This is a genomic window from Enterococcus plantarum (assembly GCF_001730295.1).
Classification (GTDB): domain Bacteria; phylum Bacillota; class Bacilli; order Lactobacillales; family Enterococcaceae; genus Enterococcus_L; species Enterococcus_L plantarum.
Genome location: NZ_MIKA01000005.1, coordinates 16,948 through 34,274, shown reverse-complemented (window position 1 = coordinate 34,274; position 17,327 = coordinate 16,948). Strand labels below are relative to the sequence as shown.

Here is a 17,327-nt window from a genome sequence, read left to right as displayed (position 1 = left end):
TATTTCCTTAAAATAGATCATTTATCTTTCATTCGTCATTCTAAATAAAATGAAAACTACTGAAATAATTTTCAAGAAGTAAAACTTACAAATTTCTCCTTAAAATGCATTTTAAGCCTTTTTTAATCGTTAGAATATTTTTTGTCGATTGTATTCAAAATTGCTTAGAAAGAAAATTAGACGGATAAATTTGTTTTTTGACGTAAAAAAGAGTATAATATAAGAGTAAAAGTGAAAACAAAAAAGAGGGATGCATTTTGAAAAAGACGATTGTTTTAGAAACTGATTACATGACACTAGGTCAAGTCTTAAAAGAAGTCGACGTTATCAGCAGTGGTGGCGCTGCCAAATGGTACTTAGCTGAAAATAGTGTTTTCGTAGATGGGGAATTAGAGAATCGCCGCGGCAGAAAATTATACGCCGGTATGATGCTCGAGATACCTGAAGAAGGTACTTTTTTTATGGTCAAAAAAGGCGAGGTAGTCGATGAGACTGAATGAAATCGAGGTACAGCATTATCGTAATTATGATGGGCTGACCTTAGATTTTCCTAAAACACTGAATATATTTCTAGGAGAAAATGCACAAGGTAAGACAAATCTCTTAGAAAGTATTTATGTTTTAGCGATGACCCGCAGTCACCGAACCAGTAACGAAAAAGAATTGATCCATTGGGATTCCGATTCAGCAAGAATCAGTGGCGTTGTTGAAAAAAAGACCGGAACGGTACCGCTAGAAATCATTATTTCCAACAAAGGCCGTAAAACAAAGGTCAATCATATTGAACAAAAGCGTTTGAGTTCATATATCGGGCAATTAAACGTTATTTTATTTGCGCCGGAAGATTTATCTTTAGTGAAGGGCTCGCCACAATTACGTCGTAAATTTATCGACATGGAATTAGGTCAAGTTAATCCGATCTATTTATATGATTTGGTTCAATACCAGACTGTCTTAAAACAACGTAATCAATATTTAAAGCAGTTGGCTGAAAAAAAACAGTCAGATCATGTCTATCTAGATATTTTGACTGAACAATTAGCTGAATTTGGTGGTAAAGTCCTGTTTGCTCGTTTAGAATTTATCAAAAAATTAGAGCATTGGGCCAATTTACTTCATAAGAAAATTAGCCACGAAAAAGAAGAACTAGCAATCGATTATTTTTCAAGCATTCCATTAGACAAAGAAAATTTTTCACTAGAAGAGATCCAAAAGCAACTACTGCAGAGCCTTCTTGATAACCGGAAAAGAGAATTGTTCAAAGCGAATACCTTTTTAGGCCCTCATCGAGATGACTTGATTTTTAATGTAAACGGACAAAATGTCCAAACATATGGTTCACAAGGGCAACAACGAACCACGGCTCTTAGCGTAAAGCTTGCGGAAATTGATTTAATGTATTCAGAAACAGGGGAATATCCTGTGTTGTTATTGGATGATGTCATGAGTGAATTAGATAATGAAAGACAATTGCACCTGCTAGAAACGATTGAAGGAAAGGTCCAAACGTTTTTAACTACGACCAGTTTGGATCATTTAAACAATAAATTAACTGTTGAACCAGATATATTTTATGTTCATCAGGGAGAGATAGAGAGGGAAGCATCTATATGACAGAAGAAGAAAAAAACATGAAAGAACGTGCCCAAGAATATGATGCCAGTCAGATTCAGGTATTAGAAGGTCTTGAAGCGGTTCGTAAACGTCCTGGTATGTACATAGGATCTACGAGTTCAGAAGGGTTACATCATTTAGTTTGGGAGATCGTTGATAATTCGATCGATGAAGCGTTAGCAGGCTTTGCATCAAGTATCCAAGTAGTCATCGAAGAAGACAATAGTATTACAGTTGTCGATGATGGTCGGGGAATCCCAGTTGGTATTCAAGCAAAAACTGGTCGTCCAGCGGTAGAAACAGTCTTTACCGTTCTCCATGCTGGAGGAAAATTTGGCGGTGGCGGATATAAAGTTTCCGGTGGACTTCACGGGGTAGGTTCCTCTGTTGTTAACGCGCTATCCACAACTTTAGACGTAAAAGTCTACAAAGAAGGTAAAATTTATTTCCAAGAGTTTCACCAAGGTGCTGTCAAAGATGATTTGAAAGTCATCGGCGATACTGACCGTCATGGGACGACTGTCCATTTTGTTCCAGATCCAGAAATTTTTACAGAAACAACGATTTTTAACTTTGATAAATTAGCAACACGAGTTAGAGAATTGGCCTTCTTAAATAAAGGCCTAAAAATCTCTATTGAAGATAAACGTGAAGAAAAACCTGTCTTGAAAGAATACCACTACGAAGGCGGAATCAAGAGTTACGTAGAACACTTGAATGCGAACAAAGATGTATTATTCCCAGAACCTGTTTTCATTGAAGGAGAGCAGCAAGATATCATCGTGGAAGTCTCTATGCAATACACAGATGGCTACCATACTAACTTACTAAGTTTCGCCAACAACATTCATACCTATGAAGGTGGAACGCATGAATCAGGTTTTAAAACGTCATTAACGCGTGTCATCAATGATTACGCTCGTAAACAAAAAATCATGAAAGAAAATGACGAAAACCTAACAGGAGAAGATGTTCGTGAAGGATTAACAGCTGTTATTTCGATCAAACATCCAGAACCTCAATTTGAAGGACAAACCAAAACAAAATTAGGAAACTCAGAAGTTCGTACGGTTACTGACCGTTTATTCTCTGAGTATTTCAATAAATTCTTGATGGAAAACCCAACTGTTGGGAAACAAATCGTAGAAAAAGGTCTACTGGCTTCAAAAGCTCGTATGGCTGCTAAAAGAGCCCGTGAAGTGACTCGTCGTAAAGGCGCTCTTGAAATCAGTAATTTACCTGGTAAATTAGCCGATTGTTCAAGTAAAGATCCTGAAAAATGCGAAATCTTCATCGTCGAAGGAGATTCAGCCGGTGGATCAGCAAAACAAGGACGTAGTCGTGAATTCCAAGCGATTTTACCGATTCGTGGGAAAATTTTGAATGTTGAAAAAGCCAGCATGGATAAAATTTTAGCCAATGAAGAAATTCGCTCATTGTTTACAGCGATGGGGACAGGGTTTGGTGCTGATTTTGATGTATCTAAAGCACGTTATCACAAATTAGTAATCATGACCGATGCCGATGTCGATGGTGCACATATCCGTACACTGTTATTGACACTGTTCTATCGTTTCATGCGTCCGGTTGTTGAAGCGGGATATGTATATATCGCTCAACCACCGTTATATGGGGTCAAACAAGGGAAAAATATCACCTACGTTCAACCAGGAAAAAATGCTGAGGAAGAACTAGCTAAAGTTTTAGAGAGCCTACCAGCTAGTCCAAAACCGAGCGTTCAACGTTATAAAGGTCTTGGAGAGATGGATGATCATCAATTATGGGAAACAACAATGGATCCTGAAAAACGTTTGATGTCACGTGTCAGTGTTGATGATGCGATCGAAGCCGATCAAATTTTTGAAATGTTGATGGGGGACCGTGTTGAACCACGCCGAGCATTTATTGAAGAAAATGCCCATTACGTGAAAAATCTAGATATTTAATGAAGAAGGAGATAAATTCATGAGTGAAGAAATCAAAGAGAACATTCAAGACGTCAATCTGACCAGTGAAATGAAAGAATCCTTCATTGATTATGCAATGAGCGTTATTGTAGCGCGTGCGTTGCCGGATGTTCGTGATGGGTTAAAACCAGTTCATCGCCGTATTTTATATGGGATGAATGAGTTAGGTGTAACACCAGACAAACCACATAAAAAATCTGCTCGTATCGTTGGGGACGTTATGGGTAAGTACCATCCACATGGAGATTCATCCATTTATGAAGCAATGGTACGAATGGCTCAGCCATTTAGTTATCGAAGTATGCTAGTTGATGGACATGGAAACTTCGGTTCTGTCGATGGCGACGGTGCTGCTGCGATGCGTTATACCGAAGCGAGAATGAGCAAGATCGCATTGGAAATGTTACGTGATATCAATAAAAATACCGTAGATTTTCATGGAAACTACGATGACTCAGAACAAGAGCCTGATGTATTACCCGCACGTTTTCCTAACCTGTTAGTGAATGGAACAACAGGGATTGCTGTAGGGATGGCAACAAATATTCCACCACATAATTTAGCGGAAGTAATCGAAGCCGCAAGTTTATTGATGGAAAATCCCGATGCAACAACGAATGAATTGATGGAAGTATTACCTGGACCAGATTTCCCTACAGGCGGTTTAGTTATGGGCAAATCAGGTATTCGTCGTGCTTATGAAACAGGTCGAGGATCAATCACAATTCGTGCCAAAGTTGAGATTGTTGATATGCCAAACGGTAAAGAACGTATCTTAGTTTCTGAGTTGCCATATATGGTCAACAAAGCACGCTTAATTGAACGAATTTCAGAATTGCATCGTGAAAAAAGAATCGAAGGAATCACTGATTTACGTGATGAATCTTCTCGTGAGGGTATGCGGATCGTCATTGATGTTCGTCGTGATGTCAGTGCTTCTGTTATCTTGAATAACCTTTATAAAATGACGGCATTGCAAACCTCTTTTGGTTTTAATATGTTGGCAATCGAAAAAGGGATTCCTAAGATTTTGAGCTTGAAAGAAATTCTTGAAAATTATATAGAGCATCAAAAAGAAGTTATTACACGTCGTACAGAATTTGATAAGAAAAAAGCTGAAGCGCGTGCTCATATCTTAGAAGGTTTACGAATTGCGTTAGATCACATTGATGAGATCATCGCAATTATTCGAAACTCTAAAGCAGATGATGAAGCAAAAGCTTCTTTGATTGAACGTTTTGAATTTTCAGATCGTCAAGCACAAGCGATTTTAGATATGCGTCTACGCCGTTTAACAGGTTTAGAACGTGATAAGATTGAAAATGAATACCAAGAATTATTGAAATTCATTGCTGATTTGAATGATATTTTAGCTCGTCCAGAACGTGTTATTGAGATCATCAAAACAGAGCTAGGTGAAATTCATGATAAATACGGCGATGCACGTCGCACAGAACTATTAGTCGGTGAAGTCCTAAGCTTAGAAGACGAAGACTTGATTGAAGAAGCCGAAGTCGTGATTACTTTGACGAACAATGGCTACATCAAACGAATGGCTAATAGTGAATTTAGAGCACAACGCCGTGGTGGTCGTGGTGTTCAAGGAATGGGTGTTCATGATGACGATTTCGTGAAAAACCTTGTCTCTTGTTCAACACATGATACATTATTATTCTTTACAAATAACGGTAAAGTCTATCGTGCCAAAGGCTATGAAATTCCTGAATACGGCAGAACAGCTAAAGGAATCCCTGTGATCAACATGCTAGGTATCGACTCTAGTGAGAAGATCCAAGCAATCATCGCTGTTGAAGGACAAGCCGAAGAAGGACATTATCTATTCTTCACGACTCGTAAAGGTACTGTTAAACGTACAGCAGTCAAAGCATTCTCTAATATTAGAAGCAATGGTTTGATTGCAATCGGTCTTAAAGAAGAGGATGAGTTAGTCAATGTTGTCTTAACAAATGGCGAACAAAACATGATCATCGGAACACATAATGGTTATTCTGTGACCTTTGCTGAAACTGCAGTCCGTGATATGGGCCGTACAGCATCAGGTGTGCGTGGTATTCGTCTAAGAGAAGATGATTACGTCGTAGGAGCCTCTCTCTTGGACGCTGACACGGAAGTTCTAGTGTTGACGGAAAATGGTTACGGTAAGCGTACAAAAGCCTCTGAGTACCCTGTGAAGGGCCGTGGTGGTAAAGGAATCAAAACAGCCAACATTACAGTGAAAAATGGTCCATTAGCAGGACTTACGACTGTTCATGGTGATGAAGATATTCTAGTGATCACCAATAAAGGGGTCATTATTCGTTTCAATGTCGATTCAGTTTCTCAAACAGGGCGTGCTACATTAGGGGTTCGTTTGATGAGAATGGAAGAAGATGCAAAAGTAGTCACGATGGCGGTTGTTGAGCCAGAACCAGATGAAATTGTTGAAGAAGTTGAAGGTGTGGAAACAACAGTTGTTGAAACTGAGATAACCGATACTGATACAACAACAGAAGAATAAAATAAAAAAGAACATTTCGGCAGAAGCTTGAGATGTTCTTTTTTTATAATTTCAAAAAATATATAATATCGTTTTGCTTTGTTTTGAAAAAAAGTACGATTATAATGAAAGTAATAAGAAGTGAGAGGTAAAATGATGACACAAGAAAAATTATTACTTTCAAAAACTTTTTCAAAACAATTAAATATTGGAACGGCATTATCCAATTTTCTTGAAAATATACTAGAAATATTTGGAGGAAAAACGACTATTTATGAGCGTAGACCGATTACTTTTTCTGAATACCTTTATGTAGAGATGATCACTTTTTCAAATGGTTTTCAGATCAGAACAAGTTTGAAAAGAAATCCAGAGACTTTTGAGATAGATGCTTTTGCTTATTCAGAACCAAATCATGTTTACTTATCCAATTTAACGTCAGAAGAATTGACTCTAATGTATTTACTTGTCAAAAAAGAGAGAGAGAAGATTTTGAACAAAAAATATTTAGAGGTAGACCAAAGAGAATTAGATACAATGACCTCGTTACTAATGAATTTAAAAGTTATCACAGGTGAGATACTGTAGTTTATCAAGTGGAGTAATCGAGTGAATAAAGGGTATGAAATAAGAGTAAAAAGTCCCCCTTTTTTCATACCCTAAATACCACTAAATGATTGTAGCAGTTTTCTATTTACTTATCGATTTGGCGACTCATCAGTGTGCAACGACCGACAGCTGTCAGTTCGTTGGCATCATTAAAGATTTTGCCTTCCCAGACTTGAATAGATTGTCCGATTCGATCTGCTGTTGCGATGACCGTTAATAGACCACTGGGTACACTTTTTAAATGGTTGATTTGAAGATCGAGACCAACAGCATAAGATTGAGCATCAAGCTGTTCATTCGCTCCTAAACTGCAGGCTGTTTCAATCAAAATACCATTCATTCCACCATGTAAAATTCCATAAGGTTGTTTATGGAACTCTTTTATGTCCATTGTTAGAACTACTTTCTCTTTGGATAATTCAGTTGTTTCAATGTTCAAATAATCTAATAGATGCATGAAAATCAATCCTTTCTTCCTTCAAAAAGTTATTGTTGGATTGACTCTAGAAAGGCAATCACGTTATCTAGATTCAACTCATTATAACTCAAAGAATCAAAGTAGAATACGTTCTCTTGAGGATAATCGTTTAACTCAAATTGTTTTTGTAGTCCAGGAACACAGATAATAGCATCGGCTTCTTGAGCGATAACATCGATAGCTGCGACAGAGTCGCCTAACGTAACAATCCAATGACTATTTTTCTTTTCGAGTGCTTGGTTTAGTTTAGTTACTAGTTTAGTTTGTTTAAACATACCTAAGATATTTCCGTTAGGCAGTTTGCTTTTTCCGATCAATGGTGTACTTTGATACACTACGACTGCTGTGCTCATAAACAACTCTCCCTTGTGATGAATAACTTATTAACCAATAGTAACCAAGTTAGTAAATGTTCACAAGGAAATTCATATAATTTAGTAAATTTATGTTTTGAATAAGGTTTTGTTTTTTGATTTTGTAGTATAATTTATTTTTGTAAGTTTAAGTAGAAAGTAGAGGTTTGCTTTATGGGATGTCTTGGAAATATTATTTGGTTTATTTTTGGTGGTTTCGCTGGTGGTTTGGCTTGGCTTTTAGCAGGTGTACTTTGGTGCATTACGATTGTTGGGATTCCGATTGGTCTGCAGTGTTTCAAGCTTGCAGGATTGAGTTTTTGGCCGTTCGGTAAAAAGGTTGTATATAGTACAAGTACAAGTTCGTTTTTAGTAAATATTCTCTGGTTGGTTATCAGTGGATTTTGGCTAGCACTAGGCCATTGTATCAGTGGAATTATTTTGTGTGTGACGATTATTGGAATTCCATTTGGAATGCAATCATTTAAACTAGCGAAGTTAGCGCTGATGCCATTCGGTGCACAGGTAGTTCCGACAAATAGTGTTTATATGGAATAATAGTAAAAAAGCAAAAAAATAGAAAGACCAAGAAAAAACATGTCCGTTTTTTCTTGGTTTTTCTTCGTCTCTTGACAATGATAAAAAAAATTGTTATATTCTCATGTGGTTAAAACGTAATTGTTACGTTTTAATTAGCGCGAATCGGAAAGGTGTGATCGAATGAACAACTAGACCTTATATAATAATGTTTTTTTCGCACGAGCAATTATCTTAAGATGCAGCATATTATAAATAAAACGATTGAGGAGATTAGGGATGAAAAAGAAGTTAACACTTATTATTACAGGTTTATTTTTACTAACGGTTATTTTAACTGCTTGCACTAAACCAAAATCTGAAACAAAGAATAAAGAGAAAGAACAGCTGACAATCGTTACTTCTTTTTATCCAATGTATGAATTTACAAGAAATATTGTCGGTGATGCTGGCGAGGTTACATTGATGGTGCCAGCAGGAACTGAAGCACATGATTATGAACCTTCTGCAAAAGAAATCGCTAACTTACAAGACGCGGATGCTTTTGTTTACAATAGTGAATATATGGAAACTTGGGTTCCTAAGATGGAGAAATCATTGAAGAACGTGACGAGCATCAAAGCAAGTGAAGGTATGGTTCTTTTACCTGGAAGTGAAGACCACGATCATTCAGCTGAGGAGAATCATGACGGTCATTCTCATGACTATGATCCGCATTTGTGGTTGAGTCCTTTTCGTGCAATTAAAGAAGTGGAAACAATCAGAGATGGGTTGATCGACCAATTTCCGGAGCAAAAAACGACATTTACTAAAAATGCAGCTGATTACATTGAAGAGTTGACAGAGCTTAATAAGTTGTATGAAGCAAAGTTGGTGAATGCCAAACAAAAGAATTTTATTACGCAACATACAGCTTTTTCTTATTTAGCCTTAGACTACAACCTAAAACAAGTACCGATCGCAGGGATTTCTCCTGATCAAGAACCAAAGCCTTCACGGATTGCGGAATTAAAAGAGCTAGTTGAAGAAACAGGAATCAACTATATTTATTTTGAAGAAAATGCAAATGACCGAGTAGCAAAAACGTTAGCGAATGAAGCGGGTGTTGAATTACTTGTATTAAATCCGTTAGAGGGACTTACCAACGATGACATGAAGGCCGGTAAAACGTATATCAGTGTGATGAAGGAGAATTTAGAAGCACTGATAAAATCAACAGAAGTGACACCTAAAAAAGAAGTCGCCGAACCAGAAGTAAACAAGACTGTTTCAAATGGGTATTTTGACGATAAAGATGTCAAAGATCGCACCCTTTCTGATTATGCAGGTGAGTGGCAATCGGTATTTCCTTATTTAGAAGATGGCACGTTTGACCAAGTATTTGATTATAAAGAAAAATTAACGAAAAAAATGACGGCCGCAGAATACAAAGATTACTATCAAAAAGGGTATCAAACGGACGTTGATCGTATTGATACCAGTAAGGACGCCATGACATTTATAGTAGGGGATAAAAAATACACATCGAAATATAAATACGCAGGAAAAGAAATCTTAACTTACAAAGCTGGAAATCGTGGGGTTCGCTTTTTGTTTGAAGCAACGGAGGATACGCCATATAAGTATGTTCAATTTTCAGATCATGGCATCGCGCCTTCCAAAGCAGCACATTTCCATATCTATTTTGGTAATGAAAGTCAACAAAAATTATTGGAAGAAATGGATAATTGGCCGACTTATTATCCTGTAGGTATGACTGGATTTGAGATTGCACAAGAGATGTTAGCACATTGATAAGCATGTAAATAGTTAAATTTGACCTCATCAAAAATCGGTAAGTTAAGATTTTTGATGGGGTTATGTTTAGTTTAGTGGGTAGCATTAATATGAGTAAAATTTATGTGGAGGATAGCGCTGTGCTATTTAGTTCTCCTTGTTTTTCTTTCTCAATTTCTTCAACAGATTTTGTTATTTCGTTTTTTAATAAATACTCGGGTTTTCTATTTTCAAAATCGAGATCATTGTTAAAGTGCCAGTTATGTATATAAGCAGAAAAGCGCATGTTTTTGTCATTACTGACGTATCCTTTACTTGTAGGTGTTCCCATAGGCGTTTTTTCTAATATTTTTTAATTTACACTGGTTACATCTTTGTAATTATAAAACAAATATTTTTCTATTCTGGGTTATTAGTAAATTCTTCTTCAAAAGTATTTCGCGTAAGTCAAGCAGAGAAACTTAAACTCTTTTTTCATTTTTACAATCATGAATACACGTACTATCAGATGGGTACTTTTTTTGAATCTGTGAATGTCGTTGTAATTATACGGTATATAATCTTCGATTCTTTTTTTGTAGATAGATATCTTTATTTTTCGCCATAAAGAGCCCCTTATTACTAAAATTATTGAAATTAATATAGTAATTTTATTCTTTTTCATAGCCACTTCATTAGATACTATTAATGAATTCAATTATGTAGGAGGTTGGATTATGGTGAAAATAACGTATCGATCATTAAAACACTGCCTTTTAGTCGCAAAACTGTAAGAAAAGGCAATATAATAAAATACTATAAATAATTAATTTTTTAAATTCTTCTGATTTCGCTACATATGATTTTTCACCGCTCTCTAAACCCTCTATCATTCTAAAAACTACATAATTGTGTATAATAGAAACATTGAAAACAATTATATTATTGTAAGACTAATCTCTCGGTAAAAAGATAAATGATGAATGAGGAAAAGAACACCGCAGTCATAGTTACTTATCTTTCTGTCAGAGCGAAGCGGCTTGTTCCGCTTTTATGTTATCTAGCTACGCAGGCTAGCCTCGACTGGACGAGCCCACTACGCTTTTAAAACTATCTAGCTACACAAATCAATCCTTAGGAAAATAGATAAATTGTCAGTGAAACAAAGAACGTTTCAATGCCAATTTCCTAATTTTCTACAGGATTAATCGATTTGTTCCGCTTTAAAATTATAAGGAGGTTTCCTCATGAGAAACTGGACAACAATCAAAGAATACGATGAAATTTTATTTGAACAAGAAGGAAAAGTGGCGAAAATTACGATTAATCGCCCTCAAGTACACAATGCCTTTACACCGAAAACCGTTATGGAATTGATTGATGCATTTAACATTAGCCGTGATAAGCAAGATGTCGGTGTGATTATTTTAACCGGTGCAGGCGATAAAGCCTTTTGTTCTGGTGGGGATCAAAAAGTCCGCGGACATGGTGGTTATGTGGGCGAAGATAGTGTTCCACGTTTAAATGTATTAGATTTACAACGCCTGATTCGTGTGATTCCAAAACCTGTTATTGCGATGGTCAAAGGCTATTCGATCGGTGGCGGAAATGTTCTTCAGCTTGTTTGTGATTTAACGATTGCAGCAGATAATGCAAAATTCGGTCAAACTGGACCAAACGTAGGAAGTTTCGATGGCGGCTATGGTTCTGGCTATTTAGCTCGTGTGGTTGGTCATAAAAAAGCTAAAGAAGTGTGGTTCCTATGCAAACAGTATTCAGCAGAAGAAGCGTTGGATATGGGCTGGATCAATACCGTTGTACCTTTAGCAGATGTTGAAGAAGTTACAATGGAGTGGGCAGAAGAAATGTTGAAAAAAAGTCCGCTTGCTTTACGTATGATCAAAGCATCTTTAAATGCTGATACAGACGGATTGGCTGGAATTCAGCAATTAGCAGGAGATGCAACCTTGCTTTATTACACAATGGATGAAGCCAAAGAAGGACGCGATTCGTTTAAAGAAAAACGTGATCCTGATTTCGACCAATTCCCTAAATTTCCATAAGATAAAAGGGTGAAGAACATGAGCAGTTGGCTACAAAAACAAGCGGATGAAAGACCTAATCAACCTGCTTTTTATTGGCAGGATGAGGCATGGTCTTTTGCTGAGGTCGCTCAAGAAGTTAAACGATGGACAGCAGCATTTTCGTTAAAAATACCGAATAATGAAAAACGAGTTGCGCTATTTAGCCGTAATTCAAAAGAAATGTATTTTTCGATTTTAGCTTTGTGGGAATTAGGTAAAGAGCTAGTTTTATTAAATACACAGTTAAGCTTGCAGGAACTCCACTACCAATTGACCGATGCAAAGGTGAATCTGGTAGTGGTTTCTACTGAAAATTTGGCATTTTTTACTGAACTGGATCAATTAATAGTAATTGAAATGATTATTCCAGAGGGCACTGAAGCCGTAGTAGAACCAGAATCCCATTCTATCTATCAACCTAATACCACTGCTTCGATTATGTACACATCAGGTACGACAGGAAATCCTAAAGGTGTCGTGCAGTGTTTTAGTAATCATTTGGCTAGTGCACTGGCAACGCAAGAAAATATGACTATTACGGCTGAAGATTGTTGGCTTTGTCCAGTACCTCTATTTCACATTAGTGGCTTGTCGATCATTGTGCGACAATTAGTGCTGGGTTGCAGTATCCGTTTATATCATAAATTTGATGCAAAAATAGTGACAAATGATTTAGCCGAAGATCGTGGGACAGTGATTTCTGTTGTGGCGGTTATGCTCCAACAGTTACTGGAAAACTATCCTGCAAAGGGCTATAGCTCAGCTTTTAAAGCAATCCTGCTTGGTGGGGGTCCCATTTCTCCCAAAGCGTTGGAAAAATGTGAAGGTTATGGTATACCTGTGATCCAATCATATGGAATGACCGAAACTTGCTCTCAAGTCGTGGCATTAAGCTTTAAAGATGCTGGAAATAAAATAGGCTCTGCAGGAAAACCACTGATGGGAATGGAAATCAAAATCGTTGATGGACAAGAGAGACGTGTGCCTCCAAATGAAGTTGGAGAGATTCTTTTAAAAGGTAAGAATGTCGTTCGTGCGTATTTAAATGGCGAGCAATGGCAAACGGTAAAATGGACGGCAGATGGCTGGTTTAAAACGGGTGATATGGGCTATTTAGATGAAGAAGGATATTTGTATTTAGTCAGTCGTTTAAGTGAGTTGATCATTTCAGGCGGCGAAAATATTTATCCTACAGAAATCGAGCATATTCTTCAAGAGTTTCCTGGTATAAAAGAGGTTGCCGTAGTTGGTGAATCTGATACAAAATGGGGCGCTGTTCCAGTAGCTTACATTGTTGGAGAATCAACGATCACAAAAGAAAGAATAAATACCTTTGCTAAAAATTACTTAGCAAAATATAAACTACCTAAACGAATCTATTTGTGCCATTCACTACCTAAAACAGCTAGTGGGAAATTAGCGAAACACCGCTTAACAACAATAGAAAGGGAGGCTTTTTTAAGCAAATGAGCATTCCTAAAGAATTAGAACAAGCTTATGAAAATGGCTATCGTCAATTTAGCTGGGTCAAAGAAATAAATGAAATTACAACACCTTTGCGTACTTCTTTTGAGAAGGGGCAAAAAGCATTTAAAGGTGAACGGTTTTATTGGCAAACACCGGATAAAAAATTTACGCTAGTTGGTTTCGGTAGAGAAAATGAATTAGCGCATGATCAAGCTTCGTTTGAGCAAGTAGATACATTTATTTTAGAAGAAAAAGATAAAATTTATCAAAATTGTTCTGTTTCTGGAACAGGAGCTATTTTATTTGGCGGTTTTGCTTTTGACGGCAAACAATCGAAGCAAAATGATTGGGGAATTATGGAACAAGGGCTGTTTTATTTACCGACCTTTTTACTTACAGAAACCGCTGGAAAACAGTATCTTACGATGAATTTTAGTGCAGAAAATAAAGAAATAATACAACAAAAGTGGTTGGAACTCACAGCTGAATTCGAAGAACTAATGGATACTCAGTTAGTAGAAGAAAAAGATACGGCACAAATAAAAGCAGAAGAAATCGCTGTATCTGAATGGATGACGGTTGTTGACGAAACGGTAGCGAAATTACGAGAAGAAGGACCGTTAGAGAAAGTCGTGTTGGCTAGACAAATGAAAGTGCAAAGTAATCGTCCCTTTCAGGCAGAGGTTATTTTAAGGAATCTGCAACAACAGCAAACAAATACGTACTTTTTTGTGTTTGAATCGAATGAACATCTCTTTGTTGGTGCTACACCAGAGCGATTATTAAGAGCATCTACAAAGACTTTTTCAACGGCAAGTATCGCTGGTTCTGTTTCACGTGGAACAACGAAGACGGAAGATGATGAACTTGGCAACTATTTACTGAATGACATGAAGAATAAACAAGAACATAAAATCGTTGTAGATAGAATCATCAAAGAATTAGAAAAGATGACAGGGACTTCTATAGAGGTTCAGACACCAGAATTATTAAAGAATCGGGATATTCAGCACTTACATCTACCGATCGAAGGGCAACGTCAAAAAGAGTATCGTTTCTTGAAAGGAATCCAGCAACTACATCCAACACCTGCATTAGGCGGGGAGCCAAAGGAACTAGCTTTGGCTTGGCTTAAAGAGCATGAACAGTTAGATAGAGGTCTATACGGTGCTCCAATTGGCTGGATTGCTCTTAAAGAAGATATAGGAGAATTTGCAGTAGGAATCCGTTCAGCTGTGCTTTCTGATAAAGTAGGTTATCTATACGCTGGGTGCGGTATTATTAAAGATTCTCAAGCAGAGCAAGAAAGAATTGAGACAAAAATTAAATTTCAACCGATGCTAAGAGGGATAGGTGGGGACAATCATGACAACTCAAAGTGAAATGACCAATTATTTGCAAACCTTTGTTGAAGGGATGATCAGCAGTGGGGTAGAGCAAGCTGTGATAAGCCCTGGTTCTCGTTCCACGCCATTAGCCTTATTGTTGCATCGACAAGAGCAAATTGAGACGTTTATTGAAGTAGATGAACGTTCGGCGGCTTTTTTTGCTTTGGGATTAAGTAAAGCAAGCTGTAAGCCAGTTGTTTTATTATGTACATCAGGAACGGCTGCAGCAAATTACTATCCGGCAATTTGTGAAGCAAATGCTAGTCATATCCCGTTGATTGTTTTGACAACAGATAGGCCCCATGAATTACGGCAAGTAGGCGCTCCTCAAGCAATGGATCAGTTCCATTTATTTCAGCATCATGTAAAAGAATTTATTGAAATGGCGATCCCAGAAGGAACAAAAATGATGCTGGATTATGCTTATTGGCAAGGAATGCGTGCAATAGACACGGCTTGCCAAACACCAAAAGGTCCAGTTCACCTGAATTTCCCATTGCGGGAACCATTATTGCCTGATTTAAATCGATCATTGTTCGCTGAAAGAACAACTGAAATATTCGCAGGTAAAAAGCAATTGTCTGAGAAACAACTAATAGAATGTGTTGATGCATGGCAAGGGAAAAAAGGTGTTTTAGTTGTAGGTGGAACGCACACACCAGAAGAAGCAGCTGTATTTATTGAATTGGCAGAAAGATTAAGTTGGCCAATTCTTAGTGATCCTTTGGCAAATATCACGTCGAGTAGTAACGATAGTCCCTTGATTATGCGTTACGCTGACTTGTTTATTCAAGAAGTTGAAATGAGCCAATATCCAGATGTGGTGGTTCGATTTGGAATGATGCCCATTTCAAAAAATACAATGTTCTGGCTGCAATCTCTTAATGAGACGACAATGGTCTACTTCGTTGATGAAACGGGTGAATGGCAAGATCAATTAAAACAAACCCAAGTTGCTATCCAAGCAGATGAACAGACTTTTGCTAAGGAAATTACGGAGAGAATTATAATAAGAACATCAGATTCATGGTGTAATCAATGGATTGATTGGCAAGAAACAACCGAACAGCAATTAACGGAACTTAGCGAGATGAAGACTCTCAATGAAACGACAGCAAGTATTCTTGTTCATAAAAAAATGGCAAAAAAGGGTCAATTGTTTGTTTCGAATAGCAATGCGATCCGCTTTTTAGATCGATTTTCAACTCCTGATAATAATCAGTATCAGTTATTTGGTAATCGCGGGATCAATGGAATCGACGGCATTATCTCAACAGCATTAGGAGTTTGTGCCACAAATCCAGAGCGCCAAAATGTACTGTTGATCGGTGATTTAGCTATGTATCACGATATGAACGGCTTGTTGTTGGCAAAACGATACAATTTACCATTAACGATTGTTTTATTAAATAATAATGGTGGTGGTATCTTTTCTTTTCTGTCACAGCGCCATTTGGAAAAAGACGATTTCGAACCAATTTTTGGCACACCGATCGATTTAGATTTTTCTTTAGTTGCTCAGCTATACGATGCTGAATATGTAAAAGCTGAGAGCTTAGAACAATTAGAGTTGTTGTTAGAAGCGACACAAAAACAACCAAAATTTCAATTGATAGAGGTTATTGGTGATCGCCAAGAAAATGTATTGTTATATGAAAAAGTTGTTGATGGATTGAAAGAAAAGCTGGGGAAAAATAAATGAAAACAGCTATAAATGGTGTAAACTATTATTATCAGTGGTTGACCGACTATGAGGCAAATCGACCAACATTGGTTTGCTTGCATGGCTTCACAGGGACGAGTCAAACGTTTGTTCCAGTTTTTCAAAGAGACAGAGATAGAAACATTTTAGCGATCGATTTAATTGGTCATGGTCAAACAGATTCCTATGTCCATCCTTATCGTTATCAGATGGAGTGCTTGTGTCAGGATATTGCACTATTGACAGAACAATTAGGTATAAGTAAGTTTTCTTTATTAGGCTATTCAATGGGTGCTAGAGTGGCTTTAGGCTTTACCTGTCTATTTCCTCAAAAGATTCAGAAACTACTCTTAGAGAGTGGTTCTCCGGGCTTAAAAAGCAAAACGGAGCGAATGACACGCAAGTGTTCTGATGAACATTTAGCTGGTTTTATAATGAGCCACTCAATTGAAGCTTTCGTCGATAAATGGGAAAAACTGTCTCTCTTTGATAGTCAAAAACAATTATCTTGCAAAATTCAGGCAACGTTACGAAAAGAGCGTTTATCCCAACAAGCTTTTGGTTTAGCTTGTAGTTTATGGTTTATGGGGACAGGAGTCCAACCTGATTTTTGGCAAGAGCTGGATAAAATCGAAATTCCTACTTTATTGATTGTGGGAGAACTAGATCATAAATTTCAACGTATTGCACAAAATATGCAAGAAAAACAACAGAATATGTCTATTAAAATCGTAAAGAACGCAGGCCATTGTGTTCATTTGGAAAAACCAGAGATAGTTGAGGAAGTGGTGTATTCGTTTTTAATTAGTTATACGGATCAGCTCATGGGAAACAACAAAATATAACTGAGGTACAAAATCCCTTAGTTATATTTCT

At 37.2% G+C, this 17,327-nt stretch carries 15 protein-coding genes; 12 read left to right on the top strand and 3 right to left on the bottom strand.

The features are described 5' to 3' along the window. Positions 1-257 precede the first annotated feature (257 nt). The 5 genes from yaaA (at position 258) to BCR22_RS03035 (ending at position 6,666) form a co-directional block, all read left to right on the top strand. Positions 258-500, top strand: a complete 243-nt coding sequence (yaaA, locus tag BCR22_RS03055; RefSeq protein WP_010766628.1) for a S4 domain-containing protein YaaA — start codon at positions 258-260, stop codon at positions 498-500. After that, positions 487-1,614, top strand: coding sequence for a DNA replication/repair protein RecF (recF, locus tag BCR22_RS03050; protein WP_069653516.1), 1,128 nt, complete (start codon positions 487-489; stop codon positions 1,612-1,614). The genes yaaA and recF overlap by 14 nt, the downstream gene beginning before the upstream one ends. Further along, positions 1,611-3,560: a DNA topoisomerase (ATP-hydrolyzing) subunit B gene (gene gyrB / locus BCR22_RS03045; RefSeq protein ID WP_069653515.1), complete on the top strand. Its 1,950-nt coding sequence runs from the start codon at positions 1,611-1,613 to the stop codon at positions 3,558-3,560. The genes recF and gyrB overlap by 4 nt, the downstream gene beginning before the upstream one ends. Before the next feature lie 19 nt (positions 3,561-3,579). Beyond that, on the top strand, positions 3,580-6,099 hold the full coding sequence (gene gyrA, locus BCR22_RS03040; RefSeq protein WP_069653514.1) for a DNA gyrase subunit A: 2,520 nt from the start codon (positions 3,580-3,582) through the stop codon (positions 6,097-6,099). A gap of 135 nt (positions 6,100-6,234) precedes the next feature. Continuing rightward, positions 6,235-6,666, top strand: a complete 432-nt coding sequence (locus BCR22_RS03035) for a hypothetical protein (protein WP_069653513.1) — start codon at positions 6,235-6,237, stop codon at positions 6,664-6,666. Between the two features lie 106 nt (positions 6,667-6,772). Here the strand turns inward: BCR22_RS03035 and BCR22_RS03030 are convergent, their stop codons facing one another. Further along, positions 6,773-7,144 (bottom strand): PaaI family thioesterase, encoded by a 372-nt coding sequence (locus tag BCR22_RS03030; protein ID WP_069653512.1) that lies wholly within the window; start codon positions 7,142-7,144, stop codon positions 6,773-6,775. A gap of 29 nt (positions 7,145-7,173) precedes the next feature. Further along, positions 7,174-7,518, bottom strand: coding sequence for a hypothetical protein (locus tag BCR22_RS03025; RefSeq protein ID WP_069653511.1), 345 nt, complete (start codon positions 7,516-7,518; stop codon positions 7,174-7,176). 174 nt (positions 7,519-7,692) lie between these two features. Here BCR22_RS03025 and BCR22_RS03020 point away from each other — a divergent pair, with 174 nt between their 5' ends. Continuing rightward, positions 7,693-8,076, top strand: a complete 384-nt coding sequence (locus BCR22_RS03020) for a YccF domain-containing protein (protein WP_069653510.1) — start codon at positions 7,693-7,695, stop codon at positions 8,074-8,076. 258 nt (positions 8,077-8,334) lie between these two features. Continuing rightward, on the top strand, positions 8,335-9,849 hold the full coding sequence (locus BCR22_RS03015; RefSeq protein ID WP_069653509.1) for a zinc ABC transporter substrate-binding protein AdcA: 1,515 nt from the start codon (positions 8,335-8,337) through the stop codon (positions 9,847-9,849). A 103-nt stretch (positions 9,850-9,952) separates the two neighbouring features. On the opposite strand, the gene BCR22_RS15975 is transcribed toward BCR22_RS03015, so the two are convergent. Continuing rightward, on the bottom strand, positions 9,953-10,162 hold the full coding sequence (locus BCR22_RS15975) for a DUF1433 domain-containing protein (protein ID WP_069653508.1): 210 nt from the start codon (positions 10,160-10,162) through the stop codon (positions 9,953-9,955). An 895-nt stretch (positions 10,163-11,057) separates the two neighbouring features. Here BCR22_RS15975 and menB point away from each other — a divergent pair. From menB to menH, 5 genes are read left to right on the top strand one after another with little or no spacing between them, the layout of a single operon-like run. After that, complete coding sequence (gene menB, locus BCR22_RS03005) at positions 11,058-11,873, top strand: 1,4-dihydroxy-2-naphthoyl-CoA synthase (protein ID WP_069653507.1); 816 nt, start codon at positions 11,058-11,060, stop codon at positions 11,871-11,873. A gap of 18 nt (positions 11,874-11,891) precedes the next feature. Beyond that, complete coding sequence (locus BCR22_RS03000) at positions 11,892-13,364, top strand: o-succinylbenzoate--CoA ligase (RefSeq protein ID WP_069653506.1); 1,473 nt, start codon at positions 11,892-11,894, stop codon at positions 13,362-13,364. Next, positions 13,361-14,743 carry an isochorismate synthase gene (locus tag BCR22_RS02995; RefSeq protein WP_069653505.1) on the top strand — a complete coding sequence of 461 codons (1,383 nt, stop codon included), beginning with the start codon at positions 13,361-13,363 and terminating at the stop codon, positions 14,741-14,743. The genes BCR22_RS03000 and BCR22_RS02995 overlap by 4 nt, the downstream gene beginning before the upstream one ends. After that, positions 14,727-16,451 carry a 2-succinyl-5-enolpyruvyl-6-hydroxy-3-cyclohexene-1-carboxylic-acid synthase gene (menD, locus tag BCR22_RS02990; protein ID WP_069653504.1) on the top strand — a complete coding sequence of 575 codons (1,725 nt, stop codon included), beginning with the start codon at positions 14,727-14,729 and terminating at the stop codon, positions 16,449-16,451. Before BCR22_RS02995 ends, menD begins: the two co-directional genes overlap by 17 nt. After that, the gene (menH, locus tag BCR22_RS02985; protein WP_069653503.1) at positions 16,448-17,296 is read left to right on the top strand and encodes a 2-succinyl-6-hydroxy-2,4-cyclohexadiene-1-carboxylate synthase; all 849 of its coding nucleotides are present in this window, start codon (positions 16,448-16,450) and stop codon (positions 17,294-17,296) included. Before menD ends, menH begins: the two co-directional genes overlap by 4 nt. The last annotated feature ends 31 nt before the right edge of the window (positions 17,297-17,327 follow it).